Source organism: Alphaproteobacteria bacterium (assembly GCA_024244705.1).
GTDB lineage: Bacteria > Pseudomonadota > Alphaproteobacteria > JAAEOK01 > JAAEOK01 > JAAEOK01.
On record JAAEOK010000088.1, the window covers coordinates 53,032 to 71,166 of the forward strand.

Annotated in this window: 17 protein-coding genes; 13 read left to right on the forward strand and 4 right to left on the reverse strand. The window is 62.0% G+C overall.

Going from position 1 to position 18,135, the window contains the following annotated elements:
• Positions 1-1,317 carry a TRAP transporter large permease gene (locus GY791_17320; GenBank protein ID MCP4330187.1) on the forward strand — a complete coding sequence of 439 codons (1,317 nt, stop codon included), beginning with the start codon at positions 1-3 and terminating at the stop codon, positions 1,315-1,317.
• Positions 1,314-1,793 (forward strand): MarR family transcriptional regulator, encoded by a 480-nt coding sequence (locus GY791_17325; protein MCP4330188.1) that lies wholly within the window; start codon positions 1,314-1,316, stop codon positions 1,791-1,793. Before GY791_17320 ends, GY791_17325 begins: the two co-directional genes overlap by 4 nt.
• 118 nt (positions 1,794-1,911) lie before the next feature.
• On the opposite strand, the gene GY791_17330 is transcribed toward GY791_17325, so the two are convergent.
• Entirely contained in the window at positions 1,912-3,597 is a 1,686-nt protein-coding gene (locus GY791_17330; GenBank protein MCP4330189.1) for an adenylate/guanylate cyclase domain-containing protein, read from the reverse strand.
• Positions 3,598-3,763: 166 nt separating this feature from the next.
• Entirely contained in the window at positions 3,764-4,126 is a 363-nt protein-coding gene (locus GY791_17335) for a hypothetical protein (protein ID MCP4330190.1), read from the reverse strand.
• Between the two features lie 92 nt (positions 4,127-4,218).
• Between GY791_17335 and GY791_17340 the strand changes: the two genes are divergently transcribed.
• Positions 4,219-4,623 carry a hypothetical protein gene (locus tag GY791_17340; protein ID MCP4330191.1) on the forward strand — a complete coding sequence of 135 codons (405 nt, stop codon included), beginning with the start codon at positions 4,219-4,221 and terminating at the stop codon, positions 4,621-4,623.
• The gene (locus tag GY791_17345) at positions 4,620-5,474 is read left to right on the forward strand and encodes a carbon-nitrogen hydrolase family protein (protein MCP4330192.1); all 855 of its coding nucleotides are present in this window, start codon (positions 4,620-4,622) and stop codon (positions 5,472-5,474) included. Before GY791_17340 ends, GY791_17345 begins: the two co-directional genes overlap by 4 nt.
• A gap of 126 nt (positions 5,475-5,600) precedes the next feature.
• On the opposite strand, the gene GY791_17350 is transcribed toward GY791_17345, so the two are convergent.
• Both GY791_17350 and GY791_17355 read right to left on the reverse strand, forming a co-directional pair.
• Positions 5,601-6,485 carry a glycosyltransferase family 8 protein gene (locus GY791_17350; protein MCP4330193.1) on the reverse strand — a complete coding sequence of 295 codons (885 nt, stop codon included), beginning with the start codon at positions 6,483-6,485 and terminating at the stop codon, positions 5,601-5,603.
• 310 nt (positions 6,486-6,795) lie between these two features.
• Positions 6,796-7,989: an aminopeptidase P family protein gene (locus GY791_17355; GenBank protein ID MCP4330194.1), complete on the reverse strand. Its 1,194-nt coding sequence runs from the start codon at positions 7,987-7,989 to the stop codon at positions 6,796-6,798.
• 220 nt (positions 7,990-8,209) lie between these two features.
• Between GY791_17355 and GY791_17360 the strand changes: the two genes are divergently transcribed.
• The 9 genes from GY791_17360 to GY791_17400 all read left to right on the forward strand — a co-directional run bounded on the left by GY791_17360 (position 8,210) and on the right by GY791_17400 (position 18,026).
• Entirely contained in the window at positions 8,210-9,322 is a 1,113-nt protein-coding gene (locus tag GY791_17360) for an extracellular solute-binding protein (GenBank protein MCP4330195.1), read from the forward strand.
• Between the two features lie 105 nt (positions 9,323-9,427).
• Positions 9,428-10,483 carry an ABC transporter ATP-binding protein gene (locus tag GY791_17365; protein ID MCP4330196.1) on the forward strand — a complete coding sequence of 352 codons (1,056 nt, stop codon included), beginning with the start codon at positions 9,428-9,430 and terminating at the stop codon, positions 10,481-10,483.
• Positions 10,480-11,337 (forward strand): ABC transporter permease, encoded by an 858-nt coding sequence (locus GY791_17370; GenBank protein MCP4330197.1) that lies wholly within the window; start codon positions 10,480-10,482, stop codon positions 11,335-11,337. Before GY791_17365 ends, GY791_17370 begins: the two co-directional genes overlap by 4 nt.
• Positions 11,334-12,134: an ABC transporter permease gene (locus tag GY791_17375; protein ID MCP4330198.1), complete on the forward strand. Its 801-nt coding sequence runs from the start codon at positions 11,334-11,336 to the stop codon at positions 12,132-12,134. The genes GY791_17370 and GY791_17375 overlap by 4 nt, the downstream gene beginning before the upstream one ends.
• 266 nt (positions 12,135-12,400) lie before the next feature.
• Positions 12,401-13,702 (forward strand): glycosyltransferase, encoded by a 1,302-nt coding sequence (locus GY791_17380; protein MCP4330199.1) that lies wholly within the window; start codon positions 12,401-12,403, stop codon positions 13,700-13,702.
• A gap of 8 nt (positions 13,703-13,710) precedes the next feature.
• Complete coding sequence (locus tag GY791_17385; protein ID MCP4330200.1) at positions 13,711-14,472, forward strand: PIG-L family deacetylase; 762 nt, start codon at positions 13,711-13,713, stop codon at positions 14,470-14,472.
• Positions 14,473-14,856: 384 nt separating this feature from the next.
• Positions 14,857-15,849: a tripartite tricarboxylate transporter substrate binding protein gene (locus GY791_17390; GenBank protein ID MCP4330201.1), complete on the forward strand. Its 993-nt coding sequence runs from the start codon at positions 14,857-14,859 to the stop codon at positions 15,847-15,849.
• 43 nt (positions 15,850-15,892) lie between these two features.
• Positions 15,893-16,390, forward strand: coding sequence for a tripartite tricarboxylate transporter TctB family protein (locus GY791_17395; GenBank protein MCP4330202.1), 498 nt, complete (start codon positions 15,893-15,895; stop codon positions 16,388-16,390).
• A 94-nt stretch (positions 16,391-16,484) separates the two neighbouring features.
• Positions 16,485-18,026 (forward strand): tripartite tricarboxylate transporter permease, encoded by a 1,542-nt coding sequence (locus tag GY791_17400; protein MCP4330203.1) that lies wholly within the window; start codon positions 16,485-16,487, stop codon positions 18,024-18,026.
• Positions 18,027-18,135 lie beyond the last annotated feature (109 nt).

The following is an 18,135-nucleotide window of genomic DNA, read 5'->3' on the forward strand; positions in this document are numbered from 1 at the left end:
ATGGAATGGTATGCCGCCCTCGTCCTGATGCTTGGTCTGATCTGCCTGCTTATGGCGATCGGCCTGCCGGTCGCCTTCGCCTTCTTCGCGGTCAATGCGGTCGGCGCCTTCGTCTTTCTCGGCGGCGAAGCGGGTCTGACCCAGATGACCCGCAATTCGATGGCCTCGGTCAACAGCTTCGCCTTGGTGCCGATACCGCTGTTCCTGCTGATGGGCGAAATCCTCTTTCATACCGGCGTCGCGTTGAAGGCGATCAACGCCATCGACCGCCTGTTCACGCGCCTGCCGGGGCGGCTTTCGATCGTTTCCGTGGTCGGCGGCACGGTGTTTTCCTCGCTGTCGGGGTCGACGATTGCCAACACCGCCGTCCTCGGTTCGGTGCTGATGCCCGAAATGCTGAGGCGCGGTTACCACCCGACCATGGCGATGGGCCCGATCATGGCCACCGGCAGCATCGCCATGCTGATCCCGCCCTCGGCGCTGGCGGTTCTGCTCGGCAGCCTCGCCGGGATCTCGATCGCCGGCCTGCTGATGGCGGGAATCATCCCCGGCCTGATCATGAGCCTGGCCTTCCTCGGCTATGTCAGCGGACGGAGCTGGCTGCGCCCCGATCTGGCGCCGGCCTACGATGTCGAGGAACTGAATGCGTGGGACCGGTGGCGGCCGTTCCTGGTCTACGTGGTGCCGCTGTTCGGCATCTTCGCGGTAGTCGTCGGCTCGATCCTCGCCGGTTGGGCGACGCCGACGGAATCGGCGGCGCTGGGCTGTTCCGCCTCGTTCATCGCCGCCGTCCTTTACGGCGCCGTGACCCGGGAAAACTTGGTCCGCGCGCTGATGGAGACGGCGAAGATTTCGGTGATGATCCTGTTCATCATCGCCGGCTCGATCACGTTCTCGCAGATCCTCGCCTTTTCGGGCGCCACCAACGGCCTGCTCGAAGTCATCGGCGGCGTCGGCGCCGATCCGATCATCCTGCTGCTGGCGATGCTCGGCATATTGTTGTTCCTCGGCGCCTTCATGGACCAGGTGAGTATGATCATGATCACCCTGCCCTTCTTCATTCCATTGGCGACGACGATCGGCATCGACTTGCTGTGGTTCGGCGTCCTGATGCTGATCGTGATGGAGATCAGTTTCACGACGCCGCCCTTCGGTCTCCTGCTTTATGTGATGAAGGGGGTGGCGCCACCCGAGATCTCCATGGGCCAAGTTTATCGCGCGGCGGCGCCGTTTATCGTCCTGGAACTGATCGTACTGGCCCTGATCGCGCTGGTCCCCGAAGCCGCCACCTGGCTGCCCTCGGTGATGCGCCGATGAGCCCGCGCAACGATCCCGACCATCGCCTGCTCGCCGACGATTTGTCGCTCGACGACTTCCTGCCCTACCTGCTCAACCGGATCTCGAACCGGCTCAACACGGATCTGAGCGAAGAGCTGCGAACGATCGGCGTCACCCTGCCCTATTGGCGCGTGCTGGCGGTGCTGCACGTCAAGGACGGCCGCAGCATCGGCGAACTGTCGGTCTATACGATCACCGAACAATCGACGCTGTCGCGGATCGTCGACCGCATGGCGCAGGCGCGTCTCGTCGAACGGCGGCAGGCGCCGGGCGACGCGCGTATCGCCGAGGTGTTCATGACCGATGCCGGCCGCGCGACCTTCGACCGCATCATGCCGATCGCCATGCGTCACTATCGGGTCGCGGTCGACGGCCTGACCGAAGACGAGCACCGGGTGCTGATCGAGGCCCTGCACAAGGTCCTGGCAACCGTTCGCGCCACCGAATATCCGTGAAGCGCGGCCCGTAACCACGTCAACCGCGCCGCAACGCGCCAATCATACAATGGTGACTTCGCCGCTCCGACACGCCTCGGAATAGTCAGAGTAAGGCTCTAAATATCCGCCCGAGATACTACGCCAAACCTGCTTTCCTGCGACCTTCGCGCAAGTTCTGATTGCTGTTGGCGTCGCGATAAGGTCGCCAGTCCTTCCGTATTTCGACAAATCCCGGATGAAGCCTTTCGCATTCGTCGAGCTCGGCGCGGGCCTCCTTTTCGCGGTCCAGATGGCCCAAGCCCACCGCCAAGACATAATGAGCATTGGGGTAATCCGGCCGCCATTGGACGGCCGTTCTTGCCGTTTCCACCGACTCCTCGTACCGGCCAGCGTTCAAATAAGCGCGGGCCAGGAAAGACAATTGCATGTGCCTCTGCGGATCCTTCGGATTGAGCCGTTGGGCTTGCTCCATCAGAACAATTCCCTCGGCATCTCCGACGAGATCGAGTTTGTTGCCGAGCGCGTGCCGACTATCCGCGTCGCTCGGGTTGAGCGCCACCGCCCGTCGCCCCTCGGCAATCGCAAGATCCAACTCGTCACGCCAGAGATAGGCAGTGCTCAGGAGGTGGTGCGCCAATGAGGATTCGTCATTGAGCGCCACCGCCTGCCGGGCCGCCTCGTGGAGTTTCGCAATAGAGCCTTTCCGGTCTTCCGTATATTCGAGCAACAAATCGCGCGAATACGTCCAGGCCAGGTTGGCAAATGCTTCGCAATAATTCGGGTTGAGCTCGATCGCGCGCGTAAACATCTTCCGGGCTTCGACATGGCCCTCATGCGTGAACTCGTGGAGCCTTGACCGTCCCCGTAAAAAATAGTCCCACGCATCCAGATTGTCCGGCGGCTTTGCCCTTGAATGCGCGAGTTCGGCCTTTCCGATTGCCGGTTCCAAATTCGCGGCGATTCTATGGGTAAGCTCATCCTGGAGCAGGAAAACGTCGTCCAATTCCCCTTCAAGCTTTTCGACCCAGACATGATGGCCGCCAGTTGTGTCGATAAGCTGCGCGGTGACCCGGACACGGTTTCCGCTCCTGCGCACGCTGCCTTCGAGAACATAGCGCGCCTCGAGTTCACGGCCGATCTGCTTCACGTCCACAGCCTTGCCCTTGTAGGCAAAGCTGGAGTTCCGGGCGATCACCGGAAATGACCGCCAAAGAGCGAGCGCGGTGATGATTTCCTCGGTGAGCCCATCGGAGAAATACTCTTGCTCGGCGTCACCGCTCATGTTGGCGAATGGCAGAACAGCCACCGCCGGTCGCTTGAGCATTACTTCCGCCGTTCCCGGGGATGCTGTATCGGACGTCTCGTTTGCAGCGAGAACCTTATAGGCTCGTATCGGTCGGGCGATGTTCTTTACCTTGAGCTCGCCCAAGTCGGCAAAGCCAATCGGAAGCCTATCGCCAACGTGCTCGTGCACCGTGGCGCTGACGCAGATCCCACTCGGCTCGGCGAGGCCCTCGAGCCGCGCCGCGACGTTCACGCCATCACCCAGGATATCATCGCCGTTAATCACGATGTCGCCCAGATTGATGCCCATTCGGTATTGGATGCGGTGCTCCTGAGGCAATTCGGCCTCGCGCTCCGCAATACCCTTCTGTACGGCCACGGCGCATTTGACGGCATCAACAACGCTGGCAAATTCCACCAACAAACCGTCGCCGGTGGTCTTGACGATACGCCCGTGGTGCGCGGAGATCAGGGGGTCGAATAGTTCAGAGCGATGCGCCTTCTGGCGCGCAATCGTGTCTTCTTCGGCGGACCCCATAAGCCGTGAATAACCGACCATATCGGTAGCAAGAATCGCCGCAAGCCGACGTTGCATCTCTTATCCTTCCCGGCCATAGGCTACGGCGTCTATTGGAAATTAGCTACTGGGGGAGAATTGATCCGCGTGATATCCGCTTCGAACTAAAATGTGGGCCCACTGGTACTTATTTCTTGATCAGCGGATCGCAGGCCAAAGCCGCGCCCTTCGCCGCGTCGCCGATATGCGCCAAGGCGGCGTCCTTTTCCGCCGCGGTCAGGCCGAGACGGTCGGCCTCGGCGTCGAACGCCGCCTTCTGGCCCGCCGCCACCTGGGCCGAGATCGCGGCGACCAGCGAAAACTCCTGCGCCGACAATTTCCGTTCGTAGTGTCCGACGCCGCAGCGGCAGAATTCTTCGGTGCTGCCGGCGCTGCCCATGCAGCTATCGAAAAAGGTTCGGGCCGCGGGCGACGGCTCGTCGGCGGCCTCCGCGGTGAGCCCCAAAAGCATGATCGCGGCGGTCGCCGCCGCCAGGCGCGAAACTGTCATCCTTGGCTCCCTTTCGTTTCCACCGTTAGACTAGAGCGATGGCGCGCCGGATTGAACCATTCTGATTGAACCCTTTCGCATCGAACCGGGCAATGGCAAGACGGATACGAATTCACTGCGACGACATCGTGATCGGAGCCATGCTCTTGGACACGCCGACGGCCGATGCCATCTGGAATGCCTTGCCATTCGAATCGCGCGCCATGACCTGGGGCGACGAGGTCTATTTTTCGACGCCATGCCGGATCGGCCGCGAAAGCGATGCACGTTCGGTGGTCGAGGCCGGCGAAATCGCCTACTGGCCCGACGGTGACGCGGTGGCCATCGGGTTCGGCCCGACGCCGATTTCCGAGGGCGATGAAATCCGGCTCGCCAGTCCCTGCAACATCTGGGCCCAGGCGATCGACGATGTCGTCGCGCTGAAGGCGATCAACGCCGGCGCGACTGTGCGCATGGAGAGTGCCGACGACGCCGCGCCTCAAGCGAACCCGTCATGAAGGTCCTCGCCTGCCAGATCGAAATCCCGGAGATCACCACGGCCGCGCAGCGATCGTCGTTTCTCGACGACACGATCGAGAAGATTTCCGCCAAACAGGCCCAGGAGCCAGCGGACCTCGTGGTGCTGCCGGAACTGTCGTCGATCGAATATTCGCGCCGCGCCTTCGACAATCTCGACCAGCTCTCAGAGGATCTGGACGGCCATTCGTTCGAAGTCTTCGGACGCGCTGCCCGCGAACTGAGTGTCGCCATCTGTTACGGCATACCGCGCATCGGAGACGAGGGCTTTCACATCTCGCAGGTCGTCGTCGATGCCAACGGCAGCCGGGTCGGCCATTTCGACAAGATGCATATCGCTCATTACGGAGCGTCCCCGGAAAAGGATTATTTCACGCGCGGGCGGCATGTCTTCCTGTTCGAGATCGCCGGCATCCGGATGGCGCCGATCATCTGCTACGACATTCGCATCCCGGAACTCGCGCGCATGCTGTGCGTCGATTACGGCGTCGAGCTGATCCTCCATTGCGGCGCCTATTTCGTCGACCGGTCCTATTACAGCTGGCGCCATTTCGTCGTCACCCGGGCATTGGAAAACCAAGCCTACATGCTCAGCCTCAACCGGGCCGGCGACGATTACGGCTCGTCGATCTTCTGCCCGCCTTGGGTCGACGAGACGGCGCCGGAAATCATGCTGCCCAAAGAAGAGACCTTCGCGAGTTTCGAGATCGACCGGGCCCGGATCGTCGAGGCGCGAAAGACCTACTCCTTTCTCGAAGACCGCCTGCCCGACTACCGTCGGCTCGACGTGCGCGACGGCAGGTCGGCCGCCACCAAGCCGGACACCGATTAGCCTGCCGTATTTGTTGGAGCGGCAGTGTCAGAAAATGACCGCCGTCTCCAGCGCCGCGCCTATCTTATCGACCGCTCCCATTACACTCGATTTCCCAGGTGGGTCCGACACCGCGCGGCGCGTCGTTTAAGTAGATCTCCGGCGCGCACGGCGTTTGAAGCGCCGAATCCGCCGCTTCCGTGCGCGGAATCCGGACTCGGTAACTTCCGTCATTCTGATCGGAGCGACCGCCGCATATTTTTCGTAGAGTGTCCTATAGGGATATCGCGCCCATTGGAACCAGGGTTTTTCCACCGTGTTGAAATGAAAGATGCCGCGAAAGGAGTCGGTGTCGAAATCGGGAAGCCGCATCCGGTCGTTGATGAGGTCGCCATAAAGCACGTTCCACTTCTGGTCGAGGACTAGCTTATCTCCCTGGAGGCAACCGTTGATCATGTCCTGGTCGGCCCATCGGATCTTGCTCTCGTTTCGCCTGTAGTAATCGACGAGCCGGGCCGCGACGTTCTCGTGCCGCCATCGAACCGCATCGATCAACAGCACCCCGGCATTGACGTAGGGTTCCCCGGCGACGAGCGCGAGCGCATCGCGACGATCGGGCTTTACATTGTTGTCCAAGGCCGCGGCGAAGAGCTTGCCATCCAGGTCACAATCGAGGAGCGGTGCCAAGTCGGCTTGGACGATCAGATCGACGTCGTGATAGAGTATTCTGTCCGCCGCTATCTTGTCGGGCCCGAACACCCTGAAGTAGGTCGCTTGGGAAAAATGGTCCGATGCCTTGAGGTGGTCGTACTCTTGGCGATCGATCTCGATGAATTCGATCCTACGCTGGAAGGACTGGCACAGGTGATCGAGCGCTTCCAAGCTATCGGAGCTGAGACCCGCCGTGATCGCGTATAGGTCGATGTCGAGATGTCCGTTGTTCAGGAACAAGGAGGTCAGCATGACACTCGCCGCCGGCGCATAGGCGTTGTCGAAGCATATCAATATCGACGTCGAGTGCTTCTCTCTCATCGTAGTGGCCCGCCGAGGTGAGACGAGAATCGACCCGGATCCCCGATGTGAAACCGACCTCCGCAGGACAGCATGCCCCGATCTTGTCCAGGGAGACAATCCGCTTGCCGCCGACGGTCGGCGGTGACGTTGACCCGGTACGACGAAAACCGTCTGGCCGGCCCGTGCAGCAACCGGGACCATGCGTCCGAAGCAACGCGATGAAAATCCTCGCCGGCTTGACTACCGGCGGCTCGACGTGTTCGACGGCCGGTCGGCGCCGGCGAAACGGAGCGCGGATTGATCCGTTCGATTTGTTAGCCAGGCAAGTTCACGAAATGACCGCCATCTCCGGCGCGGCGCGAACGGACAGCAACTCCGCGTCGCCGTCCGTGACGACGATGTTCTCCTCGTGCACCATCATCTTGCCGGGGGCGAATTCCATCCCCGGCTCGATGGTCAGCACCATGCCCGGCACCAGGGGCGTGTCGTCGCCGGGCCGGTTGGACGGCCATTCGGTCAGCTGTAGTCCGAGGCCGTGACCGAGGCGGCCGACATTGTTTCCAAGCGCGCCGCCGGCCTCGAGAACCGAGTTCATCGCCGCCCACAAGTCGCTTGTGGTCGCGCCGGGCCGCGCCGCGGCGATACCGGCGTCGGTGGCGCGATAGACCACGTCGTGGGCGCGCCGTGCCGCATCGTCGACCGCGCCGAACGCGAAGTTGCGGTCGAAATCGCAGTAGTAGCCGTCGAACGTGGTGCCGGTGTCGATGATCAGCACATCGCCGGCCATAATTCGGCGGTCGGTCGGTCCCATGATGATGTTGTCATAGCCGCCGGGGCCGGACACGCCCATCAAGTAGGGCGAGGTATCGGCGCCCCGTTCGAGCAGGTCGATGCGCATCTTGCGGCATGCGGCGCGTTCGCTGTCGCCGATCTCGAGGGACGTTTCCAGCGCCGTGAACGATTCCGATGCGAGCCGGCAGATATGGCGGACCTTGTCGATCTCGGCGGGCGATTTGACGCCGCGCAGCGCTCGCATGATCGCCGTCGCGTTGACCACCTCGATCGGGCGGAGCGCGTCGCGAAGACGGCCAAAGTCGTCCGGCGGCATACGCAAATGCGATTCGGGTCCCAACGTCGCGCCGATCCGGCCATAGCGGTTGCCGACCTCGGCGAGTGCCGCACCGAGCAATGAGATACCGTCATCCTCCGGCCGCGGCGCCGGCCAGGTGCGAATATCGTCGATACCGGCAATCTCCATTCCGCGTGCGCCGATCTCGGGGATGACCGCGATCGGCGCCGCATTGGCCGGGATAACTACGAACCATGGCCGCGTCGGACTGGCCCAAAACTGGGTGTCGAAGCCGGTGAAATAGCGGACATTGGGCTCGGTGGTTACGAACAACGCATCGATCTCGGCCTCGCGCATCAGGCGACTGGCGCGGGTTAGACGGGATTCGAACTCCGATGGCGAAAATCCGCGCGGGGGCCCCACATCCGAGGACGCATCATCCGAGTTAGTCATGTGCTCCACACCCTTGTTTCTGCCGCGGCGCGGGTCCGCCCCGACGGCCGAGATTTGGACATGGCAAATGGCCTCGGATCAACGCCAAAATCAATACAGGAGTGTTATTGGTGCTGATGCTGTCGTTGCCGGGCCGAAGATCCGAGGCGTAAAGACCGACAGCTTAACCGAGTCGGCCAATGGTGGCGAAAGCTCATTCGATCAGCGAGGAACGAAATCCATGAAAGCGAAGACTATTGTGACAACCAAGAAAGCAGGCCCGATCAGCCGTCGCTGGTTGATACAGGGCGCAGGCGGCCTGGTCGCGGTGGCCGCGATCGGCATACCGGCCATCCACGTCAAGGCGGCCGAGGTTCTCAAGGTCGGCACCTATGGCGGCTACTTCAAGGATTCCTTCGACAAATACATCTATCCGGATTTCTTCAAGGAGACCGGGATCGAGATCGAGTCGATCGCCGAGCCGACCGGTGAGGCCTGGCTGGTCCAGTTGGAAGCGGCAGCGCGCGCCGGACGGGCGCCGGCGGACGTTTCGATGATGGCACAGGTCGCCCGCGCCAAGGGCGAGAAGAGCAAGTTGTGGGCCCCGCTCGACGAGGCCAAGATGCCCAATATCGAAAACTGCCTGCCGAATTTCGTGCAACGCTATCCCGACGGTACGATCGCCGGCATCGGCGCGGTGTCGTGGTACATCACCCTGGTCACCAATACCGACGTCTATCCCGATCCGCCTGCGTCCTGGAAGGCGTTGTGGGACGACTCGAATCGCGATCGCCTCGGCCTGTTGGCCTTGGTCAGCAACTCGTTCTTGCTCGAAATCACCGCCCGGACCTGGTTCGGCGGCACCGATATTCTCAGCAGCGAGGAAGGGATCGAAAAGGTCTTCGACAAGCTCGCCGAGGTCAAACCCAACGTAAAACTTTGGTTTCGCGACGAAGGCCAATTCCAACAGGCGTTGGAAACCGGAGAGATTCCGATGGGGCAGTATTATCACGATGTCACGGGACTCGCGGCGGCGACCGGAAACCCCGTGCGCTCGACGTTCCCCGAGGAAGGCGGCGTTCTCGATTCCGGTTCGTGGTCGGTGTCGAAAGCGTCCGACAAGATCGAGCAGGCGGAGATCTTCATCAACTACATGTGCCGCCCGGAAATCCAGGCGAGCCTGGCCCGCAACGTCGGCACCGCCCCCACCGTCAAGCGCAGCCTGCTCGATTTGACGTCGGAGGAATTTGCCGCCGTCGCCAGCGACATCACGCCGATCATCCCGCGCTATGACATGTATGCCGAGCGCGACACTTGGCTGAACCAGACCTGGACCGAAATGATCGCGGGCTAAATCGGAGGGGCCGGCGGTGACGCCGCCGGCCTGTTCCTTCCGCTACGGCATGGCGGCGGGCCGGGATCCCGACCAGGGGCTCCCGTGCTCCAAGAGGGGAGACGCATGTCCGGCTTGAGCCTTATTGGAGTCGGCAAGTCATTCGGCGCCCTGCAAGCCGTCGCCGACGTCGACCTTGAAATTCCCCACGGCACCTTCGTCTGCCTGCTCGGACCATCCGGTTGCGGCAAGACGACCCTGTTGCGGCTCATCGCCGGCCTTGAGGCGCCGACGCGGGGAGAAATCAGGCTCGACGGAAAAGATCTGACCCATGTCCCGGCCCACCAGCGCGGTTTCGGCATGGTGTTTCAATCGCTGGCGCTGTTCCCCCATTTAAACGTCGCCGACAATATTGGCTATCCGTTGCGGATTCGCGGGACCGATGCCGCAACCCGCGAGAAGCGGGTCGAGGAACTGCTCGACCTCGTCCAGCTCCCGGGGCTCGGCGCACGCAGTATCGCCCAGCTTTCCGGCGGCCAGCGTCAGCGCGTGGCGATCGCCCGCGCCTTGGCGCTGGACCCGGCGCTTTTCCTCCTCGACGAGCCGCTCTCCGCTCTCGACGCCAACCTGCGCGAAACCATGCAAGTCGAACTGCGTCAGCTTCAACAGCGTCTCGGCGTGACGACTATCGTCGTCACCCATGACCAGCGCGAGGCGATGACCATGGCCGACATCGTGGTGGTGATGGAGCATGGGCGGGTTCATCAGGCCGGGGACCCGTTGGCAATCTACCGCCAGCCGGCCAATACCTTCGTCGCCGACTTTATCGGCACCAGCAACCTGATCCACGGCACGGTCTCCGGCGGCGGCGCCATCGACATCGGCGGACCGATAATCGAGGTCGCTATCGAAGGTCAGCGCTTCGCCGAAAACGACCCCGTGGCCATCTCTATTCGGCCCGAGGAGGTGCACATCCTTGCCGCCGAGAGCGCGGGACGCAATCAGCTGGCCGGCCGCGTCTCTTTCATTCGCGATGTCGGCGCAAGCGTCGAAATCACCGTCGATTGCGACCGCTTCGTGGTTCTCGCCATCACACCGCCGAAATCACGGCCGGCGGCCGACCTCGGCGACACGGTCATCGTTGAATTGCCGGCGGCGGCGTGCGTGGTCTTGCCGCGATGAGCGCGCGAACCGCGCCCGGCGCGCGCCATATCAGCGTCCTCGTCTATCCGGCGCTGATGTTAGCCGTCTTCTTCGTCATTCCCTTCGGCATCATGCTGGCGACCAGCTTCTACGCACGGGTCGACGGCGCGCTCTTCGAGCCCGCCTTTCAACTCGAGAACTACACCCGATTCTTCACAACTTTCTTCGTCCGGGTGCTCGGCTTCTCGTTGTTCGCCGCGGCCTTCGCCGCCCTCATCTCGACGGTGATCGCCTTTCCCTTCACCTATCATCTGACCCGAATGCGTCGCCGTCGACAGGTTCCGATCCTGGTCTTCATCCTCGCCGTCCTGTCGCTGTCCGAGGTGATCATCGGGTTCTCGTGGTCGACCCTGTTGTCGCGCACCGCCGGCGTGTCGAACCTGCTGGTCTGGCTCGGACTGATGGAGCAGCCGACGTCGTGGACCCCGGGGCTCGGCGCATTGTTGATCGGGCTCTGTTATCTCGGCTTTCCCTATACCGTGCTGGTCCTCTACCCGACCCTATCGCGGCTCGATCCCGAACTGCCCGAGGCGGCGCGGATGTTGGGCGCATCCCCGGTGCGAACGTTCTTCACCGTCGTCGTCCCGGCCCTGCGAAACACCATCATTGGCGCCATCATCATGGTTTTCGTGTTCACCCTGGGCGCATATCTACTGCCCCAAGTGCTGGGACGGCCCCAGCATTGGACGCTTTCCGTGTTGATCACCGATCAGGCGATCTTCCAGTCGAACGTGCCGTTCGCGGCGGCGTTGGCGATCTTCCTGATGCTGGTGAGCCTCGCTCTGGTCGCAATCACGCTGATGATCGGCCGCGAGCAGGAGGCGACGCGATGAGCAAACTGTTCCGCAATCTGTTCATGGGCGCGGTCATCGCGATCCTTGCCGCGCCGCTGGTCGTGGTTGCCGGGGTTTCGCTCAACGAGCAAAAACAACTCCTCTTTCCGCCCAAGGGATTCTCGCTGCAATGGTACGGCGAGATTTTTGTCCAATCGGATTGGCTCAACGCAGTCAAGAACAGCCTCGTGATCGCGACCGGTTCGGGATTGTTGGCGATCTCGATCGCGCTGCCCTTGGCCTATTTCGTTTGGCGCCATCGCACCCCGTACGCCAAGGCATTGTTCGGTCTTGGCATCGCGCCTTTCATGCTGCCGCCGGTCATCACCGCATTGGGGTTCTTGATTTTTTGGATTCACGCCGGGTTCTACGGCAGCATGCTGGCGACCTTGATCTCGCACGGCATCTTTTTCGTCACCTTGCCTTTGGTGATGATATCACTCGGCCTCGAATCGATCGACGAGCAGGTGCTGGAAGCGGCCCGTACCATGGGTGCAAATGACCGTACCGTGTTCCGCACCGTGGTGTTACCGCTGGTTCGTCCCTACATCATCTCCGGCTACGCCTTTGCCTTCGTGCTCAGCCTCAACGAATACATCGTCGCCTACATGGTCGCAGGCTTTACGGTCGAGACGCTGCCGATCAAGATCTTCAACAGCCTGCGCTATGGCTACACGCCGGTGATGGCCTCGGTGGCGGTGTTGTTTGTCGGTGTCGCGATCCTCGTCTTCGGGCTCATCGCCCGCTACGGGGATCTGCCGAAGCTGCTCGGTGCCTGGAGCGGCCGGGAAGGATGAGGATCGCCGTCTAACAGAGCAATGCGCCCCGGGACGATGCCGAAGGTACCGCGGCCGCGGACGGTCAATTCGCCCCCCTTTATACCCTCCCCCGGGCCTAACAGGGGCATGACAAACACCGAAAATCAATGCACTATGAGTTGTTCTGGAAATCAGCGTTTCAAGAAATGATCCAGATCGTGCAGAAGCCAGGGGGTCCACTGGCAACGGGTGCAAAGCGCCCAAAGGTGAAGTGGCAGCCCGCTGAAACAGGGGATACGCGAAGCGTGCATCACAAGTCACGCGACACGGGGGTCTCTGGCGAACGGCTGCGGGTGGCGGTGCTCGTCGACTTGATTTGGTCGCCCCTCGCCGGCGGACATGTGAAGTGCTGGGAACGCCTTGCACACGCCGCTACCAGGCGGAGCGATCTCGATTTGACCGTGCATTTTTCCGGGACTTCCGAGCGCGTTGTGGATCTTTCCGAAAACGTCCGTTTCCGCATTCATCGGTCGGTGTTCAGCACGGCTCGGCTACCGTTCCTCGGTCATATCCCGGACCACACCGACCTCAGCCCCTATCATCCGGATGTCGCGCGCTGCATTTCGGACGTCGACGTGATCCATACCACGGATGGCTTCTTCGCCTTTGCGCGGACCGGCGCTAGGTTGGCCCGCCGCAAGTCGATCCCGCTGGTCAACTCCGTTCATACCGACACGCCAAGCTACACGCGGGTGTATACGCGGCAGATGATCAACCGCTTGTTCGGCGACGGAGTCGGCTCCCGCATCTTGCTCGATCGGCTGCAGCTCGACCGGCGGTTGGAACGGAACATGCGGAACAAACTCGAGCGCCATCAGATACAGTCGACGCATTCGTTGGTGGCCACGGAGGACGAATGCCTGCGGCTGCGGGCAGCGCGCCCGAACCGAAGCGTCCATGTCCTGGGACGCGGTATCGACCGGTCGCAATTCCATCCGTGTCAAAGGGACCGGGAGTGGCTGCGCGATACCTTCGGCGTTCCCGTCGACCGCGTCATCGTGCTTTTTGTCGGCCGTCTCGACAGCGGCAAACGCATTCTGACTCTCGCCGAGACAGTTCGCGGCATGGTCGATTCCGGTCTTCCCATCCATCTGTTCTGCGCCGGCCGCGGTCCCGATCGGCAACTCGTGATCGATCGGCTTGGCGACCATGTGACCGCGCCTGGGTTCGTCACCGCTGACCTCATGCCCAAGGTCTTCGCCAGTGCCGATATTCTGGCGATGCCGTCCGAGATCGAGGTTTTTGCGAATGTCGTACCGGAAGCCATGGCATCCGGCATCGTCCCCGTTGTGAGCTCCGGTAGCCGAATGGGGCGCCTCTTGGAAGACGGCCGCACGGGCATCGTCATCGATGGCGCAGAGACCGAAAACTGGACGTCGGCAATTTCGGATTTGGTCCGCCACCCGGAGCGAATGACCGCCATGGGACGCGAGGCGCGGTTGGCGGCCGAGACGTCGTTACCATCGTGGGACGACATCTTGGCAAACGATCTTGTTCACCTATGGCGCCAGGCGGCTACGGGACAGTCCGGGTCAGAGGACGACTAGTCACTCGAATGTTTGGCCGGCAAATATTGATTCTGGCGCCGCACCCGGACGATGAGGTGGTCGGCTGCGCGGCCGCGATCGGCCGGGCCCGGGCGCGGGGCGCGCGCGTTCACGTGACATACCTGACGACGGGCGTGCCGGCGCCGGATGTTCTGTGGCCGTGGCAGCGGCACCGCCACGGCAATCTTGTCGGCCGGCGCCGTGCCGAGGCGATCGCCGCCGCGAAACAGTTGGCGATCGAACCGTTGGAGTTCCGTGAAATCCCCACCCGCGCGCTGCGCCTTCACCTCGCGGACACCCGGCGCGCAATCATGGCGCTCGTCGATCGCCACCAAATCGACGTGCTCTGGGTGCCCGCCTATGAAGGTGGGCATCAGGATCACGACGCTGCTAACTTCATCGCGTCGCGAATCGAATCCGGGGCCGAGGTCTGGGAATTCGCCGAGTACAATTTTGCCGGCGGCACCGTTCGTTGCCAAACGTTCATCGATCCCGCCGGCGACGAGATCAGCCTCGACCTGACGCCGGACGAAGCCGCCCGCAAGCGCTCCGCGCTATCGCTTTATGCATCGGAGAAAGGAAATCTCGGCCATGTCGGCACCGGCCGGGAATGCTTTCGCCCCTTGGCAGGTTACGATTACGCGGGCCCGCCCCATCCCGGCCGGACGTTTTACCAGCGCTTCCAATGGGTGCCATTTCGACATCCACGGATTGATTTCACCACGCCCGAGGACCTGTGCCGGGTGTTGGCGGCCGACGCCACGCACTGAGACCCCGGCGCTCGGATCGGAGCGCGACGGTACGACATCGTCCACGATCGTCACGCGAATCGGCCGCGGAATTATTCCGCGCGATGGCGCAAGAGCGTCAAACAGCGGCCAACTCAATCGGCATAGATATTGCAATGCACAATTACGAACCGGCTAGTTTTCAGACTTTTTTGGACGCGTCGCTGCAATGCAAAAGGTGCTGGCAGTGGCCCTCGGGACCGGCGCACATTTGGGCTGTACAGGTCCCCAGGAATGAAGCTATCTTCGCTGCTGGTATACCAGCGACCATGTACATTCGACCAATACTGACGATCGCGGATTAACGGGTCGCTTCTCGACCAATTAACCATAAAATGACCTACGCACTCATAAAGGGAGGAAATCATGCAATCTATTAGTCGGACGATTCTGGCCTTTGGCCTGGCGGCCGGGCTCGGGCTCGGCGCTATCGGGCTCCCGCAGACCGCGGCCGCCGAATGGCAGCCGCAGAAGCCGGTCGAGTTTGTGATCATGGCCGGTCAGGGCGGCGGTGCCGACCGTTTGGCACGGTTGATCCAGAGCATCATCGAAAAGAACGACTTCTCGAACCAGCCGTTCATCCCGATCAATAAGGGCGGCGGATCGGGCGCCGAGGCCCTGCGCTATCTCAAGGACAAGGAAGGCGACCCGCACGTCATCATGGCGACGCTCAACAGCCTCTACACGACGCCGTTGCGCAATCCCGGGATCGGTGTCGATATCATGGACTTCACGCCGGTTGCTCGGCTGGCCGAAGACACGTTTGTCCTGTGGGTAAACTCGGACACCGACATCAACTCCGTTGAGGATTACGTCGCGGCGGTCAAAGCAACGGGCGCCGACAACTGGAAGATGGGCGGCACCGGCACCGGGCAGGAAGACTCCCTGGTCACGGCGATGCTCGAGAATGCGTATGGGATCGGGCACACCTACGTCCCCTTCAAAGGCGGAGGCACGGTTGCCAAGAACCTCGTCGGCGGTCACGTCAATTCGACGGTGAACAACCCGTCCGAGCAACTCGGCTTCTACGAGGCCGGCAAATCGCGGCCGATTGCCGCGTTTACTCCCGAACGCATCGCTGTGTTCCCGGACGTGCCAACCTTCGGCGAGCTCGGCAAGGACGATATGGTGTACTACATGCAGCGCAGCGTCGTCGCTCCCGGCGGTATCCCGGCCGACGCGCAGGCCTTTTACGAAGAGGTCTTCCAGAAGGTCAACGACTCACCGGAATGGCAGGAATATACCGACAGCAAGGCCCTCAACCGTGCCTGGCTGACCGGCGACGACCTGATGTCCTATTTCAACGACGAGCGTGAAAAGCACCGCGCATTGCTGAAGTCGACGGGCGAGATCGACTGACTGCCTAGCGCCGGTCCTTAAGTCAGGTGAGGGAGAGGCGGCGGTGAGGGCGGCTGAGTTCGTCATGGCCGGAGCGCTCGCGCTGCTCTCCCTCTACCTGATGTACGAAAGCGCCAAGCTGCCGATCGGTTGGGAAACCGACCGCGGCCCGGGTGGCGGCGCCTTCCCGTTCTGGCTTTCGCTCGGCATTCTGATCTGTTCGATCGTCATCATCATCCGGGCGGCCAAGGGGATCACACCGGAATCGCGCTCGACCGAGCCCTATATGGACTTTGCGCGGATCAAGCTGTTTGCCATTTCGGCCGGCTCGATCACCGCCATGGCGGCGCTGTTTCATTTCGTCGGGGTATATGTCGCCCTGCCCTTGTTTTTCATTTTCTACGTCCGCTTCGTCGGCCGCCACAGCTGGAGGACGGCACTGGCGCTGGCGATCGCGATGCCGATCGGAACGTTCATGTTCTTCGAGGTCGGGCTGAAGATTCTGCTGCCGAAGGGAATCACCGAACCGCTGTTCTATCCGCTCTATGCGTTCTTCTTCTGATCCCACCCGCCGGCCGCGGCCGGGACGCCGAACGGTCGTGCCATGTCACCGCGACCGGATGAAGGGATCGCTCAACCTGGGGTCCGTTTCTTAGATGGAAGTCTTGGCACAACTCGGCGGCGGCTTCGCCGTCGCCTTCGGCCCGCTCAATCTGGCGCTTATGGTCCTGGGCGTCACCGTCGGCCTGCTGGTCGGGGCGATGCCCGGCCTGGGCTCGGTCAACGGCGTCGCCATCCTGCTTCCGGTCACGTTTTTCGTCCCGCCGACCGCCGCCGTCATCTTCCTGGCCGCGATCTATTACGGCGCGATGTACGGCGGCGCGATCAGTTCGATCATGCTCGGTATCCCCGGCGCTTCGACGGCCGTCGCCACGACTTTCGACGGACGACCCATGGCCTTGAAGGGATTGGCCGACCGGGCCCTGGTTGCCGCCGCTGTCGCGTCCTTCGTCGGCGGTACGATCTCGGTCGTGTTGTTCACGCTGTTCGCCCCGCCGCTGGCCGACTTCGCGCTCAAGTTCGGTCCGCCCGAAGAATTCGCCCTGATGATGCTGGCGTTCGCCACTTTTATCGGGTTGGGCGGCGACGACATCCCGAAAACTCTGGTGTCGATCTTCCTCGGCCTTGTTTTCAGCGCCGTCGGTCTCGACATTATCAGCGGCGATCCGCGGCTCATATTCGGCGACATACCGGGGTTCTATAAGGGCATCTCCTTCCTCGTGCTGGCGATCGGGATCTACGGCATCGGCGAGATGTTGTGGACCATGGACAGCAGCCGGGGCGACGTGCAGATCGCCCAGCACAGATTTACCATCAAGCGGCTTTGGGAGGCGATCCGGTCGCTCAGGGGCAGTCTGAAAACGATGGTCTTGAGCTCCGGCCTCGGTTACTTCGTCGGCATCCTGCCGGCGGCCGGCGCCACCCCGGGGTCGTTGATGGCCTACGGTATGACGAAGAGCATGTCCAAGCACCCGGAGAATTACGGCAAAGGCGAGATCAACGGCGTGGTCGCGCCGGAATGCGCCAACAACGCCGCCAGCACGGGCTCCATGCTGCCCATGCTGACTCTCGGCATCCCCGGCTCGCCGACCACCGCCATCCTGCTCGGGGGGATGATCATCTGGGGCCTCGAACCCGGTCCGATGCTGTTCATCGATCAGCAGGAATTCGTCTGGGGACTGATCGCCAGTCTCTATGCCGCCAATCTCTTCACCCTGATCATCAACCTGGCCTTCATCCCGATATTTATCTGGGTGCTGAAGATGCCGTTCACGATCCTGGCGCCGATCATCTTCATGCTTTGCCTCATCGGCGGCTATGCGCCGACCCAGACGATGCACGATGTCTGGATGATCATCGGTTTCGGCGTCGGCGGCTATCTGCTGCGTAAACTCAATTATCCGATGGCGCCCGCGGTCCTGGCGATCGTCCTCGGTCCGCTGGCGGAAAAGGCGTTTCGGCAGACGCTGATCGGCTCCCATGGCGATCCGACGATATTTTTCGTCCGGCCGCTGTCGGGCACCATCATGGCCTTGGCGGTCTTGCTTTTCGTCTACCCGCTGATCCTCGATATGCGGCGCAAGCGGGCGCGGGCCCGCGCGGCGGCGGCGGGAAACCAGACCGATGACGACCGCTAGGATATCGACCAACCGGTCCCCGGAATGGTGCGTTGATCGGTCCGGTCGGCGCCAGGGCGATTGTGGGGTATCTGGTATTTGGAGTATGGTATACCACAGACAATAACCA